The sequence below is a fragment of the Flavobacterium sp. FlaQc-28 genome (assembly GCF_044007415.1).
Classification (GTDB): Bacteria; Bacteroidota; Bacteroidia; order Flavobacteriales; family Flavobacteriaceae; genus Flavobacterium.
Map to the genome: position 1 here is coordinate 159,653 of NZ_JBIPCM010000006.1, position 21,544 is coordinate 181,196.

The window sequence follows — 21,544 nt, forward strand, 5'->3', positions numbered from 1 at the left end:
GTAAAATACATAAAATAAAAAAAGAGCCGAAATTTTCAGCTCTTTTTTTATTTTATTCAAAACATTATTTACTCAATCGATGCAATGTAAAAGTCATAGCACTTAAAAGGAAAAATGCCATAATTTGATGAATTAATCCTAAAGCCAAAGGCACGCTGTATAATAACGTGAAAACTCCTAGAAGAAACTGTATAAATACAAATACTACCAAAGTTTTAATTCCGTTTGACTGCGTATTGGTAAGCGTATATTTTTTACTTTTAAAATATAGGAAAAGTATAATGGCAACTACTACGTAAGCAAAAGTTCTGTGTACAAACTGAACACCGCTTTTACCTTCAATTAAATTTTTTATTAAACTTGATTGCTCAATAAGAACAGATTCGTGCATAAATTCTCCATCGCTCATTAAAGGCCAGTGATTGTGAATTAATCCTGCGTTTAATCCTGCAACAAACCCGCCATAAATAATTTGTATTAATAAAGCGGCCAATGCATAACGTGCAATAGCGCGTAATGGTAATATTTTGTTGATATTTCTTTCTGGATAAATCAAATCCAGTGCTACCCAAAGTGTATAAGCAAAAGTTATAAAAGCAAAAGTTAAATGAAGCGAAAGTCTAAAATGACTTACATCTGGATTGTCAATTAACCCGCTTCTAACCATAAACCATCCAAGGAAACCTTGAAAACCACCCATTGCTAAAAGTACGATACATTTTTTAATCGTTGCTGTATCTAATTTCTTTTTGATTAAGAAATAAACAAAAGGAACAAAAAATACCAACCCAATAATACGACCGATGAAACGGTGAAACCATTCCCAGAAATAAATAAACTTATAATCTGAAAGCTGAAAATCGTTATGAATATTGATTTTTTGATACTCAGGAAACTTCTTGTACTGCTCAAAAGCCTCATTCCATTTTGCATCTGTTAAAGGCGGGAAAGTATCGGTTACCAAATGCCAATCGGTCATTGATAAACCTGAGTTGGTCAAACGAGTAATTCCTCCAACAACAACCATTAAAAATAATAAAACACAACCTGAAAGCAACCAAATGATTACTGATTTATTCTCTTTTTTCATTTTATTAAATACTTATTCTTATACTTTTTTTAAGCCCATTTTTTCGGCTCTTTTAATTACAAAATCATAAGCCGCCTGATATTCATTCGGAATATCACCTTCTAAAATTGCTTCTTTCACTGCTTCTTTTAGAACTCCAATTTCACGTGATGGCTGTAAATTGAAAATCGCCATAATTTCTTCACCAGAAATGGGCGGCTGAAAATTACGAACATGATCGCGCTCTTCCACTTCTACAATTTTCTTGCGAACGATTTCAAAGTTTTTATGATATTTCTTGAATTTCGATGGATTTTTGGTTGTAATATCAGCCTCGCACAAAGTCATTAAATTTTCAACATCTTCGCCAGCGTCAAAAACCAAACGACGAACTGCACTGTCGGTAACAATATCCTGTGCCAAAACAATTGGACGAGAACTCATAATAACCATTTTTTGAACAAATTTCATTTTATGATTTAAAGGCATATGCAGGCGTTCGAAGATTTTCTTCGCCATTTTTCCGCCCAAAAATTCATGTCCATGAAAAGTCCAGCCTTGCTTTTTGCTGAAACGTTTTGTTGGCGCTTTTCCAATATCATGTAATAATGCTGACCAGCGCAGCCAGACATCATCTGTATTTGGACAAATATTATCAACTACTTCAAGGGTATGATAAAAGTTGTTTTTATGTGTGTGACCTTCAATTTCTTCGACCTGATTCAGCGCTGTTAGTTCAGGTAAGATTAAATCTAAAAGTCCCGTTTTGTATAAAAGTAAAAATCCAGTTGAAGGTTTATCTGTAGAAAGAATTTTATTCAATTCATCTACGATTCTCTCACCAGAAATAATCTTGATGCGATCAGCATTTTTGGTAATTGCATTCAGTGAATTTTCTTCAATTTCAAAATTCAACTGTGTTGCAAAACGAATCGCACGAAGCATTCGAAGCGGATCATCAGAATAAGTAATGTCTGGATTCAGCGGTGTTTTTATCGTTTTATTTTCTAAATCATTCAAACCGTCAAAAGGGTCTAAAAGATCTCCAAAATTAGTTGAGTTTAAAGATAAAGCCAATGCATTGATTGTAAAATCACGACGGTTTTGATCATCCTGAAGCGTTCCGTTTTCTACAATCGGATTTCGACTGTCGAAATTATAAGATTCTTTTCGAGCGCCGACAAATTCAATATCGGTATCTTCAAAACGCAGCATCGCAGTTCCATAAGTTTTAAAAACCTGAACTTTTGGTTTGTTAGGAAGTAATTCAGAAACTTTTAAAGCCAATTCGATTCCGCTGCCAACAGCTACAACATCAATATCTTTTTTAGAACCTCGATTTAAAAGTAAATCTCTAACAAAACCACCAATAACATAACTGTCAACGTTTAGTTCCTGAGAAGCTTTCGAGATGATATCGAAAATTTTATTTTGTAAAGCTGTTTTATAATTTGTTTGTATAGCCACGAATTCACTAATTTTTGAATAAAAACACATTTCAAATTTCTAAGAAATGAAACGCATGCAAATTTACAACATAGAAAATGCCTATTACAATCTATCGCTCACTTTTTTGAAGAAATTAATAGTTTTTGATGTTGATTTTTATGAATTGGGAAAGGTTTGTCACTAATTACACTAATTTCCACGAATTACTTTTTTTTGAGCCACAGATTACAGGATTAAAAGGATTAAAAAAATCTGTGTAAGTCTTTTATCCTGATAGCTATCGGGAGTGGCAAAAAATCTTCGCAACCTGCATGAAAGAAAAATTTGTGGAAATTAGTGTAATTGCTTCGCCAGTTCGCTATCGCTCGGGTCGTGGCGAAAAAAACTATACCTCAATAAAACAAATCAATTGCGATAATCAATTTTTAGAAATGCAATTTGTATTTTTGAATCATACAAAAAAGTACAAATGAAAATAGTTATATCGCCAGCGAAGTCTTTAAATTTTGAAAAAGAATTGCCAACTTCTCAATATACAGAACCATTATTTTTAAAAGAAGCAAGAGTGGTTCATAAAGTTGTAAAACAAAAAAAGCCAGCTGAATTGTCTGAGTTAATGTCGATTTCAAGCAAACTTGCCGATTTAAACTGGAAACGAAATCAAGAATGGAAAACGCCTTTTACACCTGAAAATGCGCGTCCTGCGGTTTTTACTTTTGACGGAGATGTTTACACAGGTTTAGACGCTTATACAATTCCATTAGAAAAATTAGAGGTACTTCAAGATAAATTAAGAATCTTATCAGGACTGTACGGGCTTTTAAAACCTCTTGATTTAATGCAGGCATATCGTTTAGAAATGGGAACAAAAATGCCGGTTGGTGAATATAAAAGCCTTCATGAGTTTTGGAAACCTGTGGTTACAAAAGCTTTAAATAAAGAATTGAAAAAAGGCGAGTTGTTCGTGAATTTAGCGAGTAATGAATACTTCTCTGCAGTTGATGTAAAAGCTTTGAAAGTTCCAGTAATTACACCAGACTTTAAAGATTATAAAGATGGAAAATTAAAAATGATCAGTTTCTTTGCAAAAAAGGCGAGAGGCATGATGGTACGTTATATTCTTGACACCAATGCTGAAACTATCGAGGACTTGAAAGGATTTAATTACGAAGGATATCAGTTTGATGCTAATCTTTCTAAAGGGAATCATTTGGTTTTTACAAGATAGATTTTTTTAAGATGCTAAGGTTCAGAGTTGCTAAGATGCTAAGGTTCTAAGGTTTTTATTAGAGAGCCGTAGGCTCGGAACATATTGTAGGCAGGGATTTCAATCCCTGCAGATTTCAACAATATTGATGAAGATTTCAATCCCTGAAGATTTAGCACATTTAATTTATTTATTAATAAATATCAAAAAAAATAAACGCCGAATTCTAAATGATGAATTCGGCGTTTCTGCGTATTATAAAATTATTATTATTAATGCATTGCGTCGGCTGCACTAATTTTGTTCTTCCCTTTTTTGATAAAGAGAATAATCGGTATGCAACATAAAAACATGATTCCAAGATACAAGAAAATATCCATGTAAGCCATTACAGTACTTTGTTTCATTACTGAATATTCTATAGCTTGATAAGCTTTCTTTAAAGCAACATCTGCGCTGTATCCTTTTGCCATAAAAGCGTGCTGCATTCCTGCAATACGTTGTTGGACATCATATTTTGCAGGATCTAAATTGTTAATTAGATCTACTCTGTGTGTCTGACTAAAACGTGTGATGAAAGTCGTAATAATAGCAATACCAAAAGATCCGCCTAACTGACGCATCATTCCAGTAAATGCAGCTCCTTCACCAATTTGTTTTCCTTTTAAGGTAGAAAGCGAAAGTGTAGTAATAGGAACGAAAAGTAATCCTAAACCAATCCCTCTCAAAATTAAAGGCCAGTACATATGTTCAACACCAGTGTCTGGAGTCATACGGCTGTACATCATAAAGGTAAACAAGAAGAAAATAAAGAATCCAACTCCCACCATATAACCTTGCGGTACACCTTTCTGAATCATATTTCCAACAAACGGCATCATAAGAGCTGTGGTAATAGATCCTGGAATTAATAACAATCCTGCATCAGTAGCTGTCCATCCTAAAATCGACTGCGTGTAAATTGGGATAATTAAAGTTGAACCGTATAAACCGAAACCAAGAATAAAACACATTACAGTTCCAATTCTTAAATTTCCATCTTTTAAAACACTTAAGTTTACAATTGGGTGTTTGTATGTCAGCTCTCTCCATATAAAAAGAACCAATCCTAAAACTGTCACAACACTTAGAGTCACAATTGTTGAATCGTTAAACCAGTCATCTTGTTGTCCGTGTTCAAGTACGAATTGTAAAGAACCAATAAAGGCGCTCAACAAAATAATTCCCCACCAGTCAACCTGATTGGCTTTTAATTTTTCTCCATATTTCGGACTTCTCACAAAAGTTAAAGCCAAAATAGTTGCGATAATCCCTAATGGAATATTGATATAGAAAATATAAGGCCAAGAATAATTATCTACCAAATACCCCCCCAAAGGCGGTCCAAGAGTAGGTCCAACAATTACACCCATTCCGTAAATAGCTTGTGCCATTCCACGTTTTGCAACCGGGTAACTTTCAGTAATAATCGTTTGGGCTGTTACTAGTAATGCTCCTCCGCCCATACCTTGTACGAATCGGAAGGCTACAAGTTCCCAAATATTGGTGGCATTACCACACAAAAAAGAACAGACCGTAAATATAATGATAGAAGCCACAAAATAATTACGTCTTCCAAATTGCTGTGATAGCCAGCTTGTCATCGGTATTACAATAACATTCGCAATTGCGTATGCTGTAATTACCCATGCCACATCAGTCAAGGTAGCACCAAGACTTCCGCGCATGTCTGTCAGCGCTACGTTTACAATCGTCGTATCAACAATTTCCAGCAGTGCACAAAGTACTGCCGTAATCGTAATGATTACACGTCTATAACCGTATTCTACTAAATCGTCGTCTCCTTGTACTGCTCCTGCCATGTTTTATTTTAAATGTACGTCTACGTCAACATTCATTCCTGGTCTTAAAAGTTTTACTTTTTCAGGATCGTTTGATTCATCTAAACTAATTTTTACTGGTAATCTCTGAATTGTTTTTACGAAGTTTCCTGTTGCATTATCAGGAGGTAATAATGAAAAACGAGATCCTGTTGCTGGAGAGAAAGAAGTTACTGTACCTTTAAACTCATAGTTAGGGTAAGCATCAACTTTTAAACTTACTTTTTGACCTACAATCATTTTGTTTAATTGTGTTTCTTTAAAGTTTGCTACGACCCAAGCTTCGTTATTATTGATAATGTAAAACAAAGATTGTCCTGGTTGTACCAATTGTCCCGGCTGAATATCAACTTTTGAAACTTGACCGTCAATCGCTGCAGTAACTACAGTATAAGAAAGGTTTAAGTGAGCAACATCAAGCATTGTTTTTGCTTTTTTGATGTTTGCAGCAGCAACTTCTGTTTGTTTATCTGAAGCTTTAGATTTAGATTCAATTACCGATTTTTGGTAAGAACTTGCTCTTTGTTGTTGTTGTAAAACACGTACTTGATTTTCTGCTTCCTCCTTTGCAGTCAAAGCTTGCTCATATTGTTGTTTGGTAATAGTATGTGTTTTATACAAATTATTATAACGGTTATAATCGTTTGTAAGTTGTCTCAATCTAATTTTAGCACTTTCGATAGAACCGCTTGCCGATTTCATGTTGGCATCAGAAACAGAAATACTTGCATATGCACTTCCAATATCAGCTTTTGCAGCCTCGTATTGTCCTTCAGCTCCTAACAAAGCAGCATTTGCTTCGTCAATTTTTAATTGATAGTCTCTCTTATCGATAGTAAATAAAGTATCTCCTTTTTTTACATAATCATTATCTTTCACATAAACTTTACTGATGTATCCTGAAACTCTCGGAATAATCGGGTTCATTTTTTTCTCGATTTGAGCATCATCTGTTTCTTCGTGAGCTTGTGAGTGAATATATTTTGATATTCCATACGTTCCGCCCACTAAAACCAATACGGTTAGTATGATGATGAATTTTTTATTTGTCTTTTTCTTTTCCATGAGAGCTGTCGATTATATTTTAGAAAGATTGAATGATTGTGATAATTGTCCTGATACTGAAAGTAATTCGTAATATTTTTGAATAATTGCCGCTTTAGAAACAGCAGTATTTATTTTGGCACTTAATTGCTCAACATCAGCTTCAACCAAATCATTAGTATCAGCCAAACCATTGTCGAACTTATCTTTTACAAGTCTGTAGTTTTCCGCTGCCTGCTGTAATGCTTCATTATAAACCACACTTTGATTAATGGCTAAATCATAATCTTCGATAGATTTTTGAACCTCTACCTTAATACGATCAGTCATAATAGCTTCAGTGTTTTTTACTTCTAGAGCTCTGCTTTCAGCTTCTTTAACGTGTGCGCTGTTTTTTAAGATTCCTGATAAATCATACGATAAACCTAAACCAAAGTTCATAGCATATTTTACCGTTACAATATCTTTAAGATCAAAAGCGGTGTAACCTCCAAGTAAAGAAATAGAAGGATAGTATCCAGCTTTTGCTACTTTAATACTTGCTTCAGAAGCTTTTTGCTGTAAGCGAACAGCCTCAAGATCTTTTCTGCTCTCCAAAGCAATTGCATCAGATGTTGGTGCATTGTTTGTTTTTAAATTAAAGAAATCATCTTCATTAACCTGAAGTTTTGTTTCAGGAGCTAATTTCAATAAAGTGGTCAGATAAAAATTGATGTTGTTTAAGTTGTTCGTAGCTTCATCAATAGATAATTGTGTTTTTGAAACTAATAATTGTGCTTTCAACAAATCGTTTCTCGGAATAATTCCGTTTTTCTCCAATTCTATAAAATCAGTAACACGCTGTTTAGCACTTTTTTGATTCTCATTTAAAACATCAAGTGTTTTTTGAGCTTTGTATAGTGCCGTATAATAAGTAATTACTCTTAATGCAACATCTTCTTTAGTTTTTGCTGCATTGGCAGTTTCCGCTTCGTATAAGTTATCGTAAGCATCAATACTGCTTTGAATTTTGAATCCTGCAAAAATAGGTAAACTCAAATTTGCCATTCCAAGCATTGCACGATCAGGAGATGCTAAAGAAGCACTTTTATCCTGATTAGGCATATCAATAGATGCTTTTGTAAGACGCTGATATTGACCAGAAACTTTTAAATCAGGATATTGATTGTTTTTTACGGCTGTAAGCTCGTGTTTTTTTGTGTTTACCTTAGTATTGGCAAGCGTAACTTCGTTGCTTTTTTCCCAAGCCATTTTTACGGCTTCGTCTAAGGTTAAACTTGTTTTTTCTTGTGCTTCTATTGAAGATATTCCGATAAAGAATACTCCAAAGAGCATTAATTGACTAATTTTCATAAACAAGTAGCGCTTTTATAGTTTGTTGAATGTGCTTTGTGAGACTGGTTTTAATATAATCATTGTACAATGCTTCTGTATTTAAGTTCAGTAACTCTACGAAGAAAGGTTTATTCATATGAAAGTGAAAGTACGTTCCTATGATAGTTGGCGTAATTAGCGGAATAATTACATCTTTTCTAAAAACACCTTTTTCCTGACCTTGAGTAATAATACTCTCAACAGATTTTAGATTCCCTTTTTTTAATTCTGTAAATGCAATAAAACTTTTTTCTCTTTTTTTTGCGTTAATTTCAAAGTGTAAAACTCTGAAAATCCCTTTGTTACAACTGATTCTGTTAATGTAAATTTCGATTAATTTATTGACTTTTTCAATCGGTTCCAGATTTTCTTGTAATAAATTTTCGAGTTGTAATTTTAAATCAGAAGTTTTGTAAATGATCAAAGATTCCAGTAATCTTTCTTTGGAGCCAAAATAATACGAAATCATAGCAATGTTAATTTTTGCTTCTTTCGAAATATCCCGTATTGACGTCCCCTCAAATCCTTTTTCAGAAAACAACCTTTCGGCAACGTTTAGAATCTGAATTTTTTTATCGTTTAGTTCGATGTGTGACATGATGTTGTTTCTAATCGAATGCAAAATTAAACACTTGTTTAAATTAAACACTTGTTTAATTTTATTTTAACACAATATTAACATAAAATGTTTTCGGTAATTTATGTTAAATCGTGCAGTAATTAGTTAAAATAAAAAAGCCTGAAACTCTATTTTTTCAGGCTTAATATTTTAATTAATCTTTAGGCAGCTTTACTTGTTTGAAAATCCCTATATTAGAAAATGAGCTAATTTTAGTTTTGTTTTTTGGTGTTAGATCATATCGAATATTAGAAATAATTTCATTTTTTTGAGATAGTTTTAAATCTTCAATCAATATGGTAGAAACAATATTTGAGGCTTTAGTCCTAATGAAAATATTTGTCTTTTTGAATTTTAAAATATCCAAATGTTCAGGTTCTAAACTCTTAATGTCATTTAAATTATAAAAGAAAATACTATCGCGAGATTCTTTAAATGTTTCAAATTGATATTGTTTGTAACCTTGATTTCTAAGTGAAAAACCTTCATTTTGAAAAATCTTAGCTCTAATTTTAATTCCTTTTTCTTCACTATCCTTAATTTTTAAAGGTATAAAGATTTTGTTAGGAGTTATTTGATCATCAGGTTCTTCGGGGATAACACCAGAAATATTTTGTTTTGTCGGAATGCTTTCAAAATATTGAAAAGGTATTGACTCAATATTATTAATATCAAATACATCGGTTGAATCTAGAATAGCATATCCAAATTTGTATGAATCGCGTCCTCCCCAAGCGTCATATTTATAAATAACTTTAGAGGAATTTTCAATTTTTTGAACAAAAAGTTCTGAAATTTTCCAACTGAAATCACAACTCATATTTAAAAAGAGAACTGTTATAAATAAGAAACTTTTAAAATATTTCATTAATTTTTTAAAATCTAATTATCGAATCTCTCCAACAAATTCTGCAATTTTTCGACTGCCGTTTTCACTCAAATGTTTGATAAAAGCACTTCCAATAATAGCACCTTTTGCATATTTAGTAGCTTGATTGAAAGTTTCTTTATTCGAAATTCCAAAACCTACGATTTGAGGGTTTTTCAAATTCATGTTTGCAATTCTTTCAAAATAACTTTCCTGAACATTTCCAAAACCAGATTGAGAACCTGTAACGCTTGCAGAACTTACCATGTAAATAAATCCGTTTGAAACGCTGTCGATAAAACGAATGCGTTCCTCCGAAGTTTGTGGTGTAATCAAGAATACATTAAGCAATCCGTATTTTTCGAAAATTGCTTTGTATTCATCAGCATAAACATCAACAGGTAAATCTGGAATAATTAATCCGTCAATTCCAATTTCAGCACATTTTTTGCAAAAAGCTTCAACGCCGTATTGTAGCATCGGATTAAAATATCCCATAATAATCAACGGAATTTTTACGCTTTCGCGGATGTTTTGCAGCTGATCAAAAAGAATTTGAGTTGTCATTCCGTTATGAAGCGCCGTTGTAGAACTCGCCTGAATCGTTGGTCCGTCTGCCAAAGGATCACTAAACGGAAGTCCAATTTCGATTAAATCAACGCCGTTTTTTTCTAAATCCTGAATAATCTGCACGGTATCATTTAAGTTTGGATATCCAGCAGAAAAATAGATCGAAAGAATCTTTTTGTCTTCTTGTAATTTTTGTGTTATTCTATTCATTTTTATGTTTTTTATCCTGACAGGTTTTCAAAACCTATTAGGTGTTTTAAGTTTTCTCTGTTACAGATTAAGTGATTTTAAATGGTTTTTCTGTAAGAAGTAATCTGTGAAAATCTATTTAATCTGTGGCATTAATTTTTTATAATCTTACTTGTCCAATTTTTATTTTGCTTTTCTACGACTAATAAACCAGAATCTGAATCATTCATTTGCCCAACTAATTCTCCTTTACTATTCCAAAAAGCACTTTGACCTGCTGACGGGCTTCCCCAGGATTCTCCGCTGAAATTCGACATCAAAACATTCATTTTATGTTTCTCAGCATAATTTTGTAAATCCCGATACGCATTCGGAATTCCGTTTGGCGAAAAGAAAATACTGGCTATATAAATATCAGTTCCTTTTTTCTTAGCATTTTCCGGATGAAGAAGATTATCAATATCGGCACAAATGGCAAATGAAATCTTTTGATTTTCAATTTCAAGTATCGGATTGTAATCGAAAGAAGATTGAAAAAAATCATCTTCTCCTTCATGCAAAAACTGCTTGGTATAAATTGAAACCGAATTGTCTGGAGAAATTACAAATTCGCCAATAAACAATTTTGATTCAATTTCAATTGGTGCGCCCGCAATAATTGTAATGTTATTTTCAGAAGCTAATTTTTTTAAATGATTCAAACGCAAATCTTCTTTTTTAAAAGCCAGTTTTCGTGCATTTTCTCTTTCGTAGCCGGTAATCGACATTTCGGGAAAAGCGATTAATTGCGCTTTATTTTGCACAGCCAGCTCAATAAGGCGGTAATGATCCTGTAAATTAGTTTCAATATTTCCTCGAGTTGGTTTTGTTTGTGCGGCTGCTAGAATCATTTTCTGTTTTTACAACTGTTAGTTTTCTGTATAAACCCAAGCAGAAATTCCAGAGTTCAATGTTACTTTAACCCTTTTGTAAGCATTCGATTCAAATAAATCTACTTTAGCTAAATCTGCCAGAGTAACATTAAAAACAACGCCATGAATAACATCTGAAAGGCTTTCACTTGCTATTGCGACAACATAATCTGCCATTCCAAATTCTTCTTCAATTTTGAGGCTTTTTAATTTGTAGCCATTTAGCTGATCGGGAGTGCCAGTTAATAGTTTTCTAAAAACTCGCATCTGAATTTCTTTTGAACGTAATGTTCCGTAAGAGAATAACTGTTCCATAATTATTATTTTTCTCGTTGTTTGTCTGCGTTAAATATCTTTAAATCCGTTGCTGTAGAAAACGCTCCAAATTACGATTTTTATTACAATTTAAAATAATCAATATAATTATCTAAATCTTTATCGCCGCGGCCTGAAAGACTGATTACTACAATATCTGAGGGTTTAAATTTCTTTTGATCCAAAACTGCAAAGGCATGCGCGCTTTCAATTGCAGGAATGATTCCTTCTAATTTTGTCAGCTGTAAACCTGCATTCATAGCGTCGTCGTCAGTAACTGAGAAAAACTCGCCGCGTCCAGTTTGTGCTAAATGCGCGTGCATTGGGCCAACACCAGGATAATCTAAACCTGCAGAAATAGAATACGGTTCTGTAATTTGTCCGTCAGGAGTTTGCATTAAAAGTGTTTTACAGCCATGAATAACACCTACTTTTCCTAATTTGCTAGTTGCAGCACTATGACCACTGTCAACACCTTTTCCGGCAGCTTCAACAGCAATAATGCCTACTTCAGGTTCATGCAAAAAGTGATAGTATGTTCCTGCAGCATTACTTCCTCCGCCAATACAAGCTACCACATAATCAGGATTCTCACGACCTTCTTTTTCTTTTAACTGCCATTTTATTTCCTCAGAAATGACACTTTGAAAACGCGTCACCATATCAGGATAAGGATGAGGTCCAATAGCTGAACCAATAATATAATGTGTGTCAATCGGATTATTAATCCAATCACGAATGGCTTCGTTTGTAGCATCTTTTAAAGTTCTTGAACCCGAAAGTGCTGGACGAACTTCTGCGCCTAACATTTTCATACGAGCAACGTTTGGAGCTTGACGTGCGATGTCTATTTCGCCCATATAAACAATACATTCCATTCCCATTAAAGCACAAACTGTTGCTGTTGCAACTCCATGCTGACCAGCTCCCGTTTCGGCAATAATTCTTTTTTTGCCTAAACGTCTGGCAACTAATATCTGTCCAATCGTATTATTTACTTTATGAGCGCCAGTATGATTTAAGTCTTCTCTTTTTAAGTAAATTTTAGTGTTGTATTTTTCAGATAACCGATTTGCAAAATAAAGCGGACTAGGACGGCCAACATAATCTTTTAAAAGTTTATCAAACTCAGCTTTAAAATCAGGTTCGCTGGTTATTTTTAAGTAGTTTTGGCGTAATTCCTCTACATTTGGATATAGCATTTCTGGAATATAAGCTCCGCCAAATTCTCCGTAATATCCTTTTTCGTTAACGTTAAAATTCATTTTATTCCAATTTTAAAAGTTGGCAACATCAAATTTTCGTTTGAAATTGCTAAATAGATTTTTGTTTTTAAGCCCCGGTTCGATTTCAAATTTACTATTTACATCGACAGCGTAAATAGGTAAATTTGTTTTTGAAATTTCTTCAATGGCTTTTAATTCGTTAATCCCGATTCCGCCGCTCAAAAAGAATGGTTTATTCGAATTGTATTTTTTTAATATAGTCCAGTCGAATGTTGTTCCGTTTCCGCCCGGCAGTTTGCCTTTTGTGTCAAACAGAAAATAGTCAGCGACAGGTTCAAAAGGTTTTATAACTTCAAAATCGAAGTTTTCATCAGCCGAAAATACTTTTATGATTTCGATTTCTTTTGGCAGTTGTTTTTTTAGTTCTGATAAAAAATCAACCGATTCATTTCCATGTAACTGAACGGCTTGCAAATTATATGTTCTTACTTTTTCCAGAATTTCTTCCTGACTTTGATTGACAAAAACACCCACTTTTTTGACTGTTTTTATTAGTTCGGGAATGGCTCCGTTAAAATATCGCGCGGAGTTGTCCCAGAAAATAAATCCCATATAATCGGGCAGGAGCGCTCCAACTTCTAGAATGTTTTCGGGGTATTTCATACCGCATATTTTGAGTTTCATTTTATTGATGCTTTAAGCTTTAAGCTTTAGGCTTTAGGCTAAATTAGTAATATTATGAAGGCTTATTGCTTACAGCTTAAAGCCTATAGCTGTTTTATAAATTCAGTTGCCGCTTTTCCGGCGTTGTCGGTTTTCATGAAGTTTTCCCCAATTAAAAACCCTTTGTATCCGTAAGGTTTTAGTTCATGGATGGCTTCGATTGATGAAATTCCGCTTTCAGAAACTTTTACAAAATCATCCGGAATTTGCGATGCCAGTTGTTTGCTAAAATCTAAGCTTACTTCAAATGTTTTTAGATTTCTGTTGTTTACTCCAATCATATCTAAACTTGGCATAATTGATTTTTCTAATTCTTCTTGATTATGAACTTCAAGTAAAACTTCTAATCCTAGTTTTTTTGCAAATTCAGACAGCGATTTTATTTCTTCTCTCGTTAAAACCGCCGCGATCAAAAGAATTAAATCGGCACCAAAAGCTTTTGCTTCAAGAATCTGGTATTCATCGACAATAAATTCTTTTCGCAAAAGCGGAATATTCACACTCGCTCTTGCTAAAAGTAAATCGTCAAGTGAACCTCCAAAATATTTTCCGTCTGTTAAAACAGAAATTCCACAAGCCCCTGCGTTTTCGTATCCTTTAACGACTTCTTCAACTGTAAAACTTTGATTGATAATTGATTTTGAAGGAGAGCGACGTTTGTGTTCGGCAATAATTCCAGTTGAACTTTGTCTAAGCTTTTGACTTAATGAAATGGTTTCTTTTCCAAAAAAGACCGAAGCTTCTAACTGAGTAACCGGAATGATTGATTTTTTAAGAATGACTTCTCTTTGTTTATCGAAAATTATTTTATCTAGAATATTCATTTTGTAAGGTGCTAAGTTTCTGAGGTACTAAGTTTTTGATTTTAAAGAGATAGCTCTTGTAATTTTTTAAGCGCTTGATGTCCTTTTCCAGACAATAAACTTTCTTTTGCTAATTCAAAACCTTCTTGTGGAGAACATTTTGTAACAGTCGAAATTGCCATTGCAGCATTGGCACAAACTACATTATTTTGAGCTTCGTTTCCTTTTCCTGAAATAATATTTGTGAAAATTTCTGCTGATTCTTCGATCGTTTTTCCACCCTCGATCTCGTTTTGTAATAAAAGACGAACGTTAAAATCTTGTGGATTCAACATTCCTTCCATATGACTTGTTATAATTTTTGTCGGACCAGTCAAAGAAATTTCGTCGTAGCCGTCAAGCGAATGTAAAATGGTGAAATTCACATTGGTATTTTGATATAAATAGGCATACATTCTAGCTAATTCTAAATTGAAAACACCAACTAACTGATTTTGCGGGAATGACGGATTTACCATTGGTCCTAACATATTAAAGAATGTTTTTACTGCCAATTCTTTTCTAATTGGACCAACATTTTTCATTGCTGGGTGAAATAGGGGAGCATGCAAAACACAAATTCCAGCTTTATCGATACACTTTTCTAAAAAGGAAGGATCGTTGCTAAATTTAATTCCCATTTTTTCCATGACGTTGCTTGATCCTGAAATTGATGAAACACCATAATTTCCATGTTTGGCAACTTTAATTCCAGCTCCTGCTGAAACAAATGAAGCTAAAGTCGAAATATTAAAAGTGTCTTTTCCGTCACCGCCCGTTCCACATAAATCGATGGTGTTGTAAGCTGATAAATCAACACGAATACACAAGTCTAATAAAGCTTCACGAAAACCCGAAAGTTCATCGATTGTTATGCTTCGCATCATAAATACGGTCAAAAATGCCGAAATCTGACTTGGATTGTATTGACCGCTTGAGATATTAATCAATACGTTTTTTGCTTCTTCTTTAGTAAGAACTTCGTGATTGATTAATTTGTTTAATATAGTTTTCATTCTGTTTGAGTCTTAAAGTCATAAAGTCGAAAGTCTTAAAGTCTTCTTATTTTTGACGTTTATTTTTAAAATTGATTAATGTTTTTTAGTTTTAATAGGAAAGACTAAGTTTTTAATATTTGACTTTATGACTTTCGACTTTAAAACTTTTGACTAACTTCTAATCCAATTTTCTAAAATCCTTTTTCCTTTTGGTGTCAGCACACTTTCTGGGTGAAACTGAACGCCTCTTACATCAAATTTTTTGTGACGTAACGACATAATTTGTCCGTTTTCGTCAACAGAAGTAGCTTCAAGAACTTCTGGCAGATTGCTGTCTACAACCCATGAATGGTATCTTCCGACTTCAAATTCATTTCCTAAGCCTTCAAATAAAATCTCGTCTGAGACTACTGTTTTTACATTTGTAGCAACACCATGATATACTTTGTCAAGGTTTGAAAGTGTTCCGCCAAAAACTTCTCCAATTGCCTGTTGTCCTAAACAAACGCCAAGAATGCTTTTTGTAGGTGCGTATTTTTCAATTACAGCTTTTAATAAACCTGCTTCGTCTGGAATTCCAGGTCCCGGCGAAAGTAAAATTTTATCAAAAGAGGCGATTTCGTCAATTTCGAATTCATCATTTCGGTAAACGGTTACTTCGCAGTTTAAATCTTCCAAATAGTGCACTAAATTATAAGTGAAACTATCGTAATTGTCTATAACTAATATTTTTTTCATTTTTTTTGAGGTTCTAAGTTGCTAAGGTTCTGAGGTTCTAAGTTTCACTATCTTGAAACTTGAAACAAAGAAAACCTGAAACTAAATTTTCTTATTTTTCTCGAACGTATTTTTCGACTATAATTCGATCAACGCCTAATTTTTCTACTTTTTCAATTCCTTTTTGAATCAACGTGTCATTTTTGATTTTTACTGTAAATTCAAATTTGTTGTTTTCCCATTCTCTATTATTAAAAAACTCCAAGTTTTCAGTGTAAGTACTGTCTTTTAAGGTGTACTTTCCGCCGCCGCCGAAAAATAGTGCGGTACTGTCTTTTCCATTATTTAAATCATGATTGAAAAATGCAAAATGAGTGTCATTTATAATTTTAATCATTTTTGTTTTTGAATTGAAAGTAGAAAATGTAGAATCTTTTTCAGTTGTTTCTGCTGATATAAGACGCCAAGTTCCTGCTATCGGAATCGCATTTGATTCTTTTTTCGTTTCACAAGATGTAAATAATAAAACTGCAACAGCAAATGGAATTAATTTTTTCATAGTTTTTTGTTTATGGTTTTTAGGTTTGTTTTTTTATGGGATTTCAGGTTCTATCGATTTGAAATTAAATTTTCTCTGCCATTTCTAAAGCGGTGTTTAAAGCTCTTAATTTGTTGTAAACTTCCTGCATTTCACTTTCTTCGTCAGAACTTGCAACAATTCCAGCACCTGCCTGACAATGCAATTGATGATTTTTGCTTAGGAACGTTCTAATCATAATGGCATGATTAAAATTGCCTTCAAAATCCATGAAGCCAATTGCGCCTCCATAAAAATTACGGTTGGTTTTTTCGTAATCTTCGATTAATTGCATCGCTCTGTGTTTTGGTGCTCCGCTCAAAGTTCCTGCTGGAAAAGTATCTGCAACAACCTGCATTGTAGTTGCTTTGTCGTGTAAATGTCCAGTAACTTTTGAAACCAAGTGAATTACGTGCGAGAAAAACTGAACTTCTCTGTACTTCTCTACATTTACATCATGACCGTTGCGGCTCAAATCGTTTCTTGCCAAGTCAACTAACATTACGTGTTCGCTGTTTTCTTTTTTATCTTCAGATAGTTCTTTGGCTAAAAGTGCATCGCGTTCGTCATTTCCTGTTCTTTTAAAAGTTCCTGCAATTGGATGAATTTCAGCTTTTCTATTTTTTACAATAATTTGTGCTTCTGGTGAAGAACCAAATATTTTGAAATCTCCATAATCAAAAAAGAATAAATAAGGAGATGGATTAATACTTCTTAAGGCTCTATAAACATTAAATTCGTCACCTTTGAAACCTTGTGTAAAACGACGTGATAGAACCAATTGAAAAACGTCTCCGCGGAAACAATGTTTTTTAGCTAAAGCCACATTATGTTTAAATTCTTCATCGGTTAAGTTTGAGAAACCTTCACCTTCTTTAGTAAATTTATAAGAAGCAATATTTCTAGACTGAAGTAATTGCTCAATTTCTGAAATGTTATTTCTTCCATCAACACTGTGACAGAATATATAAGCTTCATTTTTAAAATGATTGATGGCAATTATATTTTGATAAACGGCATAAAAAACATCTGGAATTACAGTTGCATCGTCTTTTTTTGCAATCGAAACTTTCTCAAAATAACGAACAGCATCATAAGAAATGTATCCAAAAAGACCGTTATTGATGAATTTGAAATCATTTTTTTCTGATTTAAATTGACTTGAAAATTCCTGAATTACTTCGGGAATATTAGTTGTCGCATCAATAGAGATTTGTTTTGTGGTCCCGTCAGGAATAGTTTTTGAAATGATTTCGTTTTCAATTTTAATTGTTGCAATTGGGTTGCAGCAGATGTAAGAGAAACTGTTGTCATTTCCGTGATAATCACTACTTTCTAGTAATAAACTATTTGGGAATTTGTCTCTTATTTTAAAATAAATACTAACTGGCGTAATCGTGTCAGCCAGAATTTGTTTATAATGTGTATTGAGTATAAAAGGTTTCAAAGTATGTTGTTTTATAGTTTTTAATTTCGTTTTTGCTTGAGTTTTTATCAAAAAAAAAGGCTTGTCGTGATGACAAGCCTTTTATGTTTATAGTTTTACAGTACCATAGGAAGCTTCGTTCACGACGTTTGACGTAAATTCTTCCACCACCAAGTATTGTTCATTATTGTTTTCAATTTCTTATTTTGATGTCACAAAGATATAAATGTAATTTGGAATAGAACACATAAAAATTCAAAAAAAACTTTTCTAAATTTAGAAATTTGTTAAATTTTAAAATGTAAATTCTGTTTAATGCCTTAATTTCCAATAGCCAGAGTATTGTTTACGTTTGCTCTAAAATCTGGATTACTTTTAATATTTGGCAGCATAAAAAGCGCTGTATTTTTAGATTTTGTGTATTCTATGTTAGATTGAGCAGCATTAAAATAGTTTTGAATTATCGAATTACTGGCAGAAGATTCACTTGTAATTCCACCCGTGCAATTGTTTACAATTAGATTTTTAAACGTTAGTTTAGACAAATTTACTTCGCCATTTCCGATATTTCCTTCTAATAAAACAAAAGGAGAGAAGCCAGAAACAATGCTGTTGTTTAAATTGAAAAACGTGTTTTCTCTCACATAAATAGATTCTCTTACTAAACCTTGATTGTTTTCTTCAAGATTAACTAAGGTAATATTGTTTGCGTTTATTTTTGTCATCTTTTTTGTCATATCGGTATTTTCAACCTTATCATACGAATCGACTTCAAAACATCTTGATCCTGAAATGTCTGATGAAAACGGATGACGAATTGCGATACTGTTATTAATGTTGATTTGTGCACCTTGAGTAAAATCAAAATCATCATCAGTAGTTCGATAAGAAATAAGATTGTTTAGGTTTAAATCACCTCCATAACATTCAAAAGAATCATCATTTGAATAACTGACTTGAATATTGCTTAAAATAGTTTTTCGCCCAACACCAGCCAATGAAAGTCCGTTTAGTTCTTTTAAAGCACTTAATTTACGACCAGAATATTCGATACGCACATATTTTAAAATTCCAGAATTATCCTCGGCATCAGAACCGCCATAGTGATTTAACATAGGTTCTAAATTGAAAGGAAGAATGTGAACACCGCCAAGAGTATTTATTGGTGCTTTGCCCAGAATGATAATTCCGCCCCAATCGCCTGGACGTCTTTCCGAAATTTCTTTGTTTGATGTAAAAACGATAGGATCCGTTTCAAGACCTTCGGCTATAATTTTGGCTCCATTTGTTACGACAAGTGTACCACAAGTTTTATCATCTCCTCGAATAACGGTTCCAGGTTCGATAGTTAAAGTGGCATTATTTGTTACGTAAACAACTCCAACTAATTGATAAGTATTGCGTTTTACTAATTTAGTGTCTTTGTCAATATTTCCTGCAATAATATTGGTAGCTTCATTATATTCTGTATTCGCTGGTTTAAAGTTAGTCCAATTGTTCATCCAGTTTGAGCTGCCAATAATTCCTTTAGGCTGTTGTTGCGCTTGAAGAAGAAAAGCGTTTAGAAGCGTAAAAAGTACAATATGTATTTTTGTTTTCATAACTACGATTTTGATTTCTAGTTTTTGATTTTTAAGATGCTCAAAAGTAGAAGCCGAATGTTAATTAAAACGGCTGTAGTTATTATGAAAGCGTTATTCTAGTATTAAGAACGTTATGTTTTTGAAAAGTTAAAAATAAAAAACCCTAACAGAATCAATCTGTTAGGGTTTTTCTTATAGATGAATTAGTAAGGCTTAAATTAGAATTTTAAAGCTACAGCTAATTCGAAATCATCATTGATAGTTTTGTCTCCTAAGTTTTCGAAGAAGTTACCAGAGTTGTATTTGATATCGTATTTAGTTCTGTCAACTTTAAATGCAGTTGTTGCAGTGTTTCCTTTTACAGTGATATCAAAAGTTACTGGTTTAGTAATTCCTTTAATAGTTAAGTCTGCAGTTACAGTATAAACGTCAGTTGCTTTAGCTCCGATAGTTTTGAAAACTAATTTTGCAGTTGGGAATTTATCAGTTCCAAAGAAATCGTCAGCTTTCAAGTGACCGTTTAATTTTCCTTGGTATTCTCCAGTTAAGTCAGTTGCAGTTAATGAAGTCATATCAACTGTAAAGCTTCCTCCAGTTAATTTTTTTCCTTTGAAAACTACAGCTCCTTCTTTAAAGTTTACTGTTCCAGAGTGCTCTCCAGTTACTTTTTTACCTACCCATTTGATAGTAGATGCTTTTACGTCGATTTTTTTAGTTTGAGCATTTACTGAAATACTAGCCGCTGCTACGAATAATGCTATTGCAATTGTTTTTAAATTTTTCATGTTGTTAAAATTGATTTTGGATTAATAATAATTATATAGTGATAAATAACTCTTCTTGAGATTTTCTAACTTTTTTGTAATGTTGAGCTTCGTCCTCATCATGTCTGTAACCTACAGTTGCGATAACAGCAGCATTTAAGCCTAGTTTATCGAAACCTAAAATTTCATTGAATTGTGCTGGATTGAAACCTTCCATTGGTGTTGCATCGATTTTTAATTCAGCAGCAGCAGCCAATAAAGTTCCTAAAGCGATATAAGTTTGTTTTGAAGTCCAGATATTTTTAGCCTCTTGTGATAAGTTCGAGATCACTCCGTTCATCATATCTGCAAATCCGCCTAAAGCTTCAGTTGGAAGACCTCTTGTTTCGCTTATGTTTTTAATGTAAGCAGCTACAGATTCTGGTCCTGCATTTAAGTCATTTGCAAAAACAAATAAATGAGAAGCATCTGTGATTTGAGTTTGTCCCCAAGCCGCAGCTTTTAATTTTTCTCTAATTTCTGGATTTTCTACAAGAACAACTTTAAAAGGTTGTAATCCGTATGAAGAAGCAGCTAATCTAACAGCTTCTTTTAATGTATTTAAATCTGCTGGAGCTATTTTTTTGGTAGCATCAAACTTTTTTGTTGCATATCTCCAGTTCAAATTGTCTAATAATGTGCTCATAATATTAATTTTGTTGAGTTCTGTATTTTTCTAATAATTGATTTAATAATTCTAATTCTTCAGGATTTATATTCTCGGCAAACGCGCGTTCATGCTCATCTACTTTCGGATCTAATTCTTTTAAAACGTCTAATCCTTTCTGCGTAATTGAAACTTCAATTTTTCGTCTATTGTTCGGACAAACATTTCGAGTAACAAATTCCTTTAGCAGTAATTTGTCAACTAATCGTGTTGTGTTACTTGTTTTTGCCAGCATGCGTTCTTGTATGACACACATATTAGCAGGATTTCCTTTTTGTCCTCTTAGTATACGTAACACATTATATTGCTCTCCAGATAAATCATACGGTTTTATCAACTCGTTGAAATGATCCTGAATCACATTCTGTGTGTACATGATATTCAGAATAACTTTTTTCGCATTATCCATCTTAACTGTACTCTTAATAACCTCTTCAATTGTCATAGTCGTAAGTGTATAATTTGTATATACAAATGTATAACTTTT

22 protein-coding genes are annotated in these 21,544 nt (G+C 33.1%); 1 reads left to right on the forward strand and 21 read right to left on the reverse strand.

Going from position 1 to position 21,544, the window contains the following annotated elements:
• Positions 1-64: 64 nt before the first annotated feature.
• The gene (locus tag ACHRVL_RS16350) at positions 65-1,090 is read right to left on the reverse strand and encodes a COX15/CtaA family protein (RefSeq protein ID WP_395414452.1); all 1,026 of its coding nucleotides are present in this window, start codon (positions 1,088-1,090) and stop codon (positions 65-67) included.
• 18 nt (positions 1,091-1,108) lie between these two features.
• Positions 1,109-2,566 (reverse strand): CCA tRNA nucleotidyltransferase, encoded by a 1,458-nt coding sequence (locus ACHRVL_RS16355; RefSeq protein WP_395414455.1) that lies wholly within the window; start codon positions 2,564-2,566, stop codon positions 1,109-1,111.
• 421 nt (positions 2,567-2,987) lie between these two features.
• Here ACHRVL_RS16355 and yaaA point away from each other — a divergent pair, with 421 nt between their 5' ends.
• Entirely contained in the window at positions 2,988-3,746 is a 759-nt protein-coding gene (gene yaaA / locus ACHRVL_RS16360; protein WP_395414457.1) for a peroxide stress protein YaaA, read from the forward strand.
• A 251-nt stretch (positions 3,747-3,997) separates the two neighbouring features.
• Here the strand turns inward: yaaA and ACHRVL_RS16365 are convergent, their stop codons facing one another.
• From ACHRVL_RS16365 to ACHRVL_RS16455, 19 genes are all read right to left on the reverse strand, one after another.
• Positions 3,998-5,587, reverse strand: a complete 1,590-nt coding sequence (locus ACHRVL_RS16365) for an MDR family MFS transporter (protein WP_395414459.1) — start codon at positions 5,585-5,587, stop codon at positions 3,998-4,000.
• 3 nt (positions 5,588-5,590) lie between these two features.
• The gene (locus ACHRVL_RS16370) at positions 5,591-6,670 is read right to left on the reverse strand and encodes an HlyD family secretion protein (RefSeq protein WP_089052990.1); all 1,080 of its coding nucleotides are present in this window, start codon (positions 6,668-6,670) and stop codon (positions 5,591-5,593) included.
• A 12-nt stretch (positions 6,671-6,682) separates the two neighbouring features.
• A complete protein-coding gene (locus ACHRVL_RS16375; RefSeq protein WP_395414462.1) occupies positions 6,683-8,002 on the reverse strand; it encodes a TolC family protein in 1,320 nt (439 codons plus the stop codon).
• Complete coding sequence (locus ACHRVL_RS16380; protein ID WP_089052992.1) at positions 7,992-8,621, reverse strand: TetR/AcrR family transcriptional regulator; 630 nt, start codon at positions 8,619-8,621, stop codon at positions 7,992-7,994. The genes ACHRVL_RS16375 and ACHRVL_RS16380 overlap by 11 nt, the downstream gene beginning before the upstream one ends.
• A gap of 175 nt (positions 8,622-8,796) precedes the next feature.
• Positions 8,797-9,510 (reverse strand): hypothetical protein, encoded by a 714-nt coding sequence (locus ACHRVL_RS16385; protein WP_395414465.1) that lies wholly within the window; start codon positions 9,508-9,510, stop codon positions 8,797-8,799.
• A gap of 18 nt (positions 9,511-9,528) precedes the next feature.
• Entirely contained in the window at positions 9,529-10,290 is a 762-nt protein-coding gene (trpA, locus tag ACHRVL_RS16390) for a tryptophan synthase subunit alpha (RefSeq protein WP_395414467.1), read from the reverse strand.
• A 131-nt stretch (positions 10,291-10,421) separates the two neighbouring features.
• Entirely contained in the window at positions 10,422-11,159 is a 738-nt protein-coding gene (locus ACHRVL_RS16395) for a carbon-nitrogen hydrolase family protein (RefSeq protein WP_395414469.1), read from the reverse strand.
• An 18-nt stretch (positions 11,160-11,177) separates the two neighbouring features.
• Positions 11,178-11,495, reverse strand: coding sequence for a gamma-glutamylcyclotransferase family protein (locus ACHRVL_RS16400; RefSeq protein ID WP_089052994.1), 318 nt, complete (start codon positions 11,493-11,495; stop codon positions 11,178-11,180).
• An 83-nt stretch (positions 11,496-11,578) separates the two neighbouring features.
• Positions 11,579-12,760, reverse strand: a complete 1,182-nt coding sequence (trpB, locus tag ACHRVL_RS16405) for a tryptophan synthase subunit beta (protein WP_395414472.1) — start codon at positions 12,758-12,760, stop codon at positions 11,579-11,581.
• Positions 12,761-12,772: 12 nt separating this feature from the next.
• Positions 12,773-13,405, reverse strand: a complete 633-nt coding sequence (locus ACHRVL_RS16410) for a phosphoribosylanthranilate isomerase (RefSeq protein WP_395414474.1) — start codon at positions 13,403-13,405, stop codon at positions 12,773-12,775.
• A gap of 83 nt (positions 13,406-13,488) precedes the next feature.
• Entirely contained in the window at positions 13,489-14,268 is a 780-nt protein-coding gene (gene trpC, locus ACHRVL_RS16415) for an indole-3-glycerol phosphate synthase TrpC (protein WP_395414477.1), read from the reverse strand.
• Positions 14,269-14,309: 41 nt separating this feature from the next.
• Positions 14,310-15,302, reverse strand: a complete 993-nt coding sequence (gene trpD, locus ACHRVL_RS16420) for an anthranilate phosphoribosyltransferase (RefSeq protein WP_395414479.1) — start codon at positions 15,300-15,302, stop codon at positions 14,310-14,312.
• A gap of 153 nt (positions 15,303-15,455) precedes the next feature.
• The gene (locus tag ACHRVL_RS16425; RefSeq protein ID WP_129024281.1) at positions 15,456-16,022 is read right to left on the reverse strand and encodes an aminodeoxychorismate/anthranilate synthase component II; all 567 of its coding nucleotides are present in this window, start codon (positions 16,020-16,022) and stop codon (positions 15,456-15,458) included.
• A gap of 91 nt (positions 16,023-16,113) precedes the next feature.
• Positions 16,114-16,560: a hypothetical protein gene (locus ACHRVL_RS16430; protein WP_129052705.1), complete on the reverse strand. Its 447-nt coding sequence runs from the start codon at positions 16,558-16,560 to the stop codon at positions 16,114-16,116.
• Between the two features lie 64 nt (positions 16,561-16,624).
• On the reverse strand, positions 16,625-18,025 hold the full coding sequence (locus tag ACHRVL_RS16435) for an anthranilate synthase component I family protein (protein ID WP_395414483.1): 1,401 nt from the start codon (positions 18,023-18,025) through the stop codon (positions 16,625-16,627).
• A gap of 299 nt (positions 18,026-18,324) precedes the next feature.
• A complete protein-coding gene (locus ACHRVL_RS16440) occupies positions 18,325-19,605 on the reverse strand; it encodes a hypothetical protein (protein WP_395414486.1) in 1,281 nt (426 codons plus the stop codon).
• 200 nt (positions 19,606-19,805) lie between these two features.
• Complete coding sequence (locus ACHRVL_RS16445) at positions 19,806-20,372, reverse strand: YceI family protein (RefSeq protein ID WP_089053003.1); 567 nt, start codon at positions 20,370-20,372, stop codon at positions 19,806-19,808.
• 31 nt (positions 20,373-20,403) lie between these two features.
• Positions 20,404-21,036: an NAD(P)H-dependent oxidoreductase gene (locus ACHRVL_RS16450; RefSeq protein ID WP_089053004.1), complete on the reverse strand. Its 633-nt coding sequence runs from the start codon at positions 21,034-21,036 to the stop codon at positions 20,404-20,406.
• Between the two features lie 4 nt (positions 21,037-21,040).
• Complete coding sequence (locus ACHRVL_RS16455; protein WP_089053005.1) at positions 21,041-21,502, reverse strand: MarR family winged helix-turn-helix transcriptional regulator; 462 nt, start codon at positions 21,500-21,502, stop codon at positions 21,041-21,043.
• Positions 21,503-21,544: the final 42 nt, after the last annotated feature.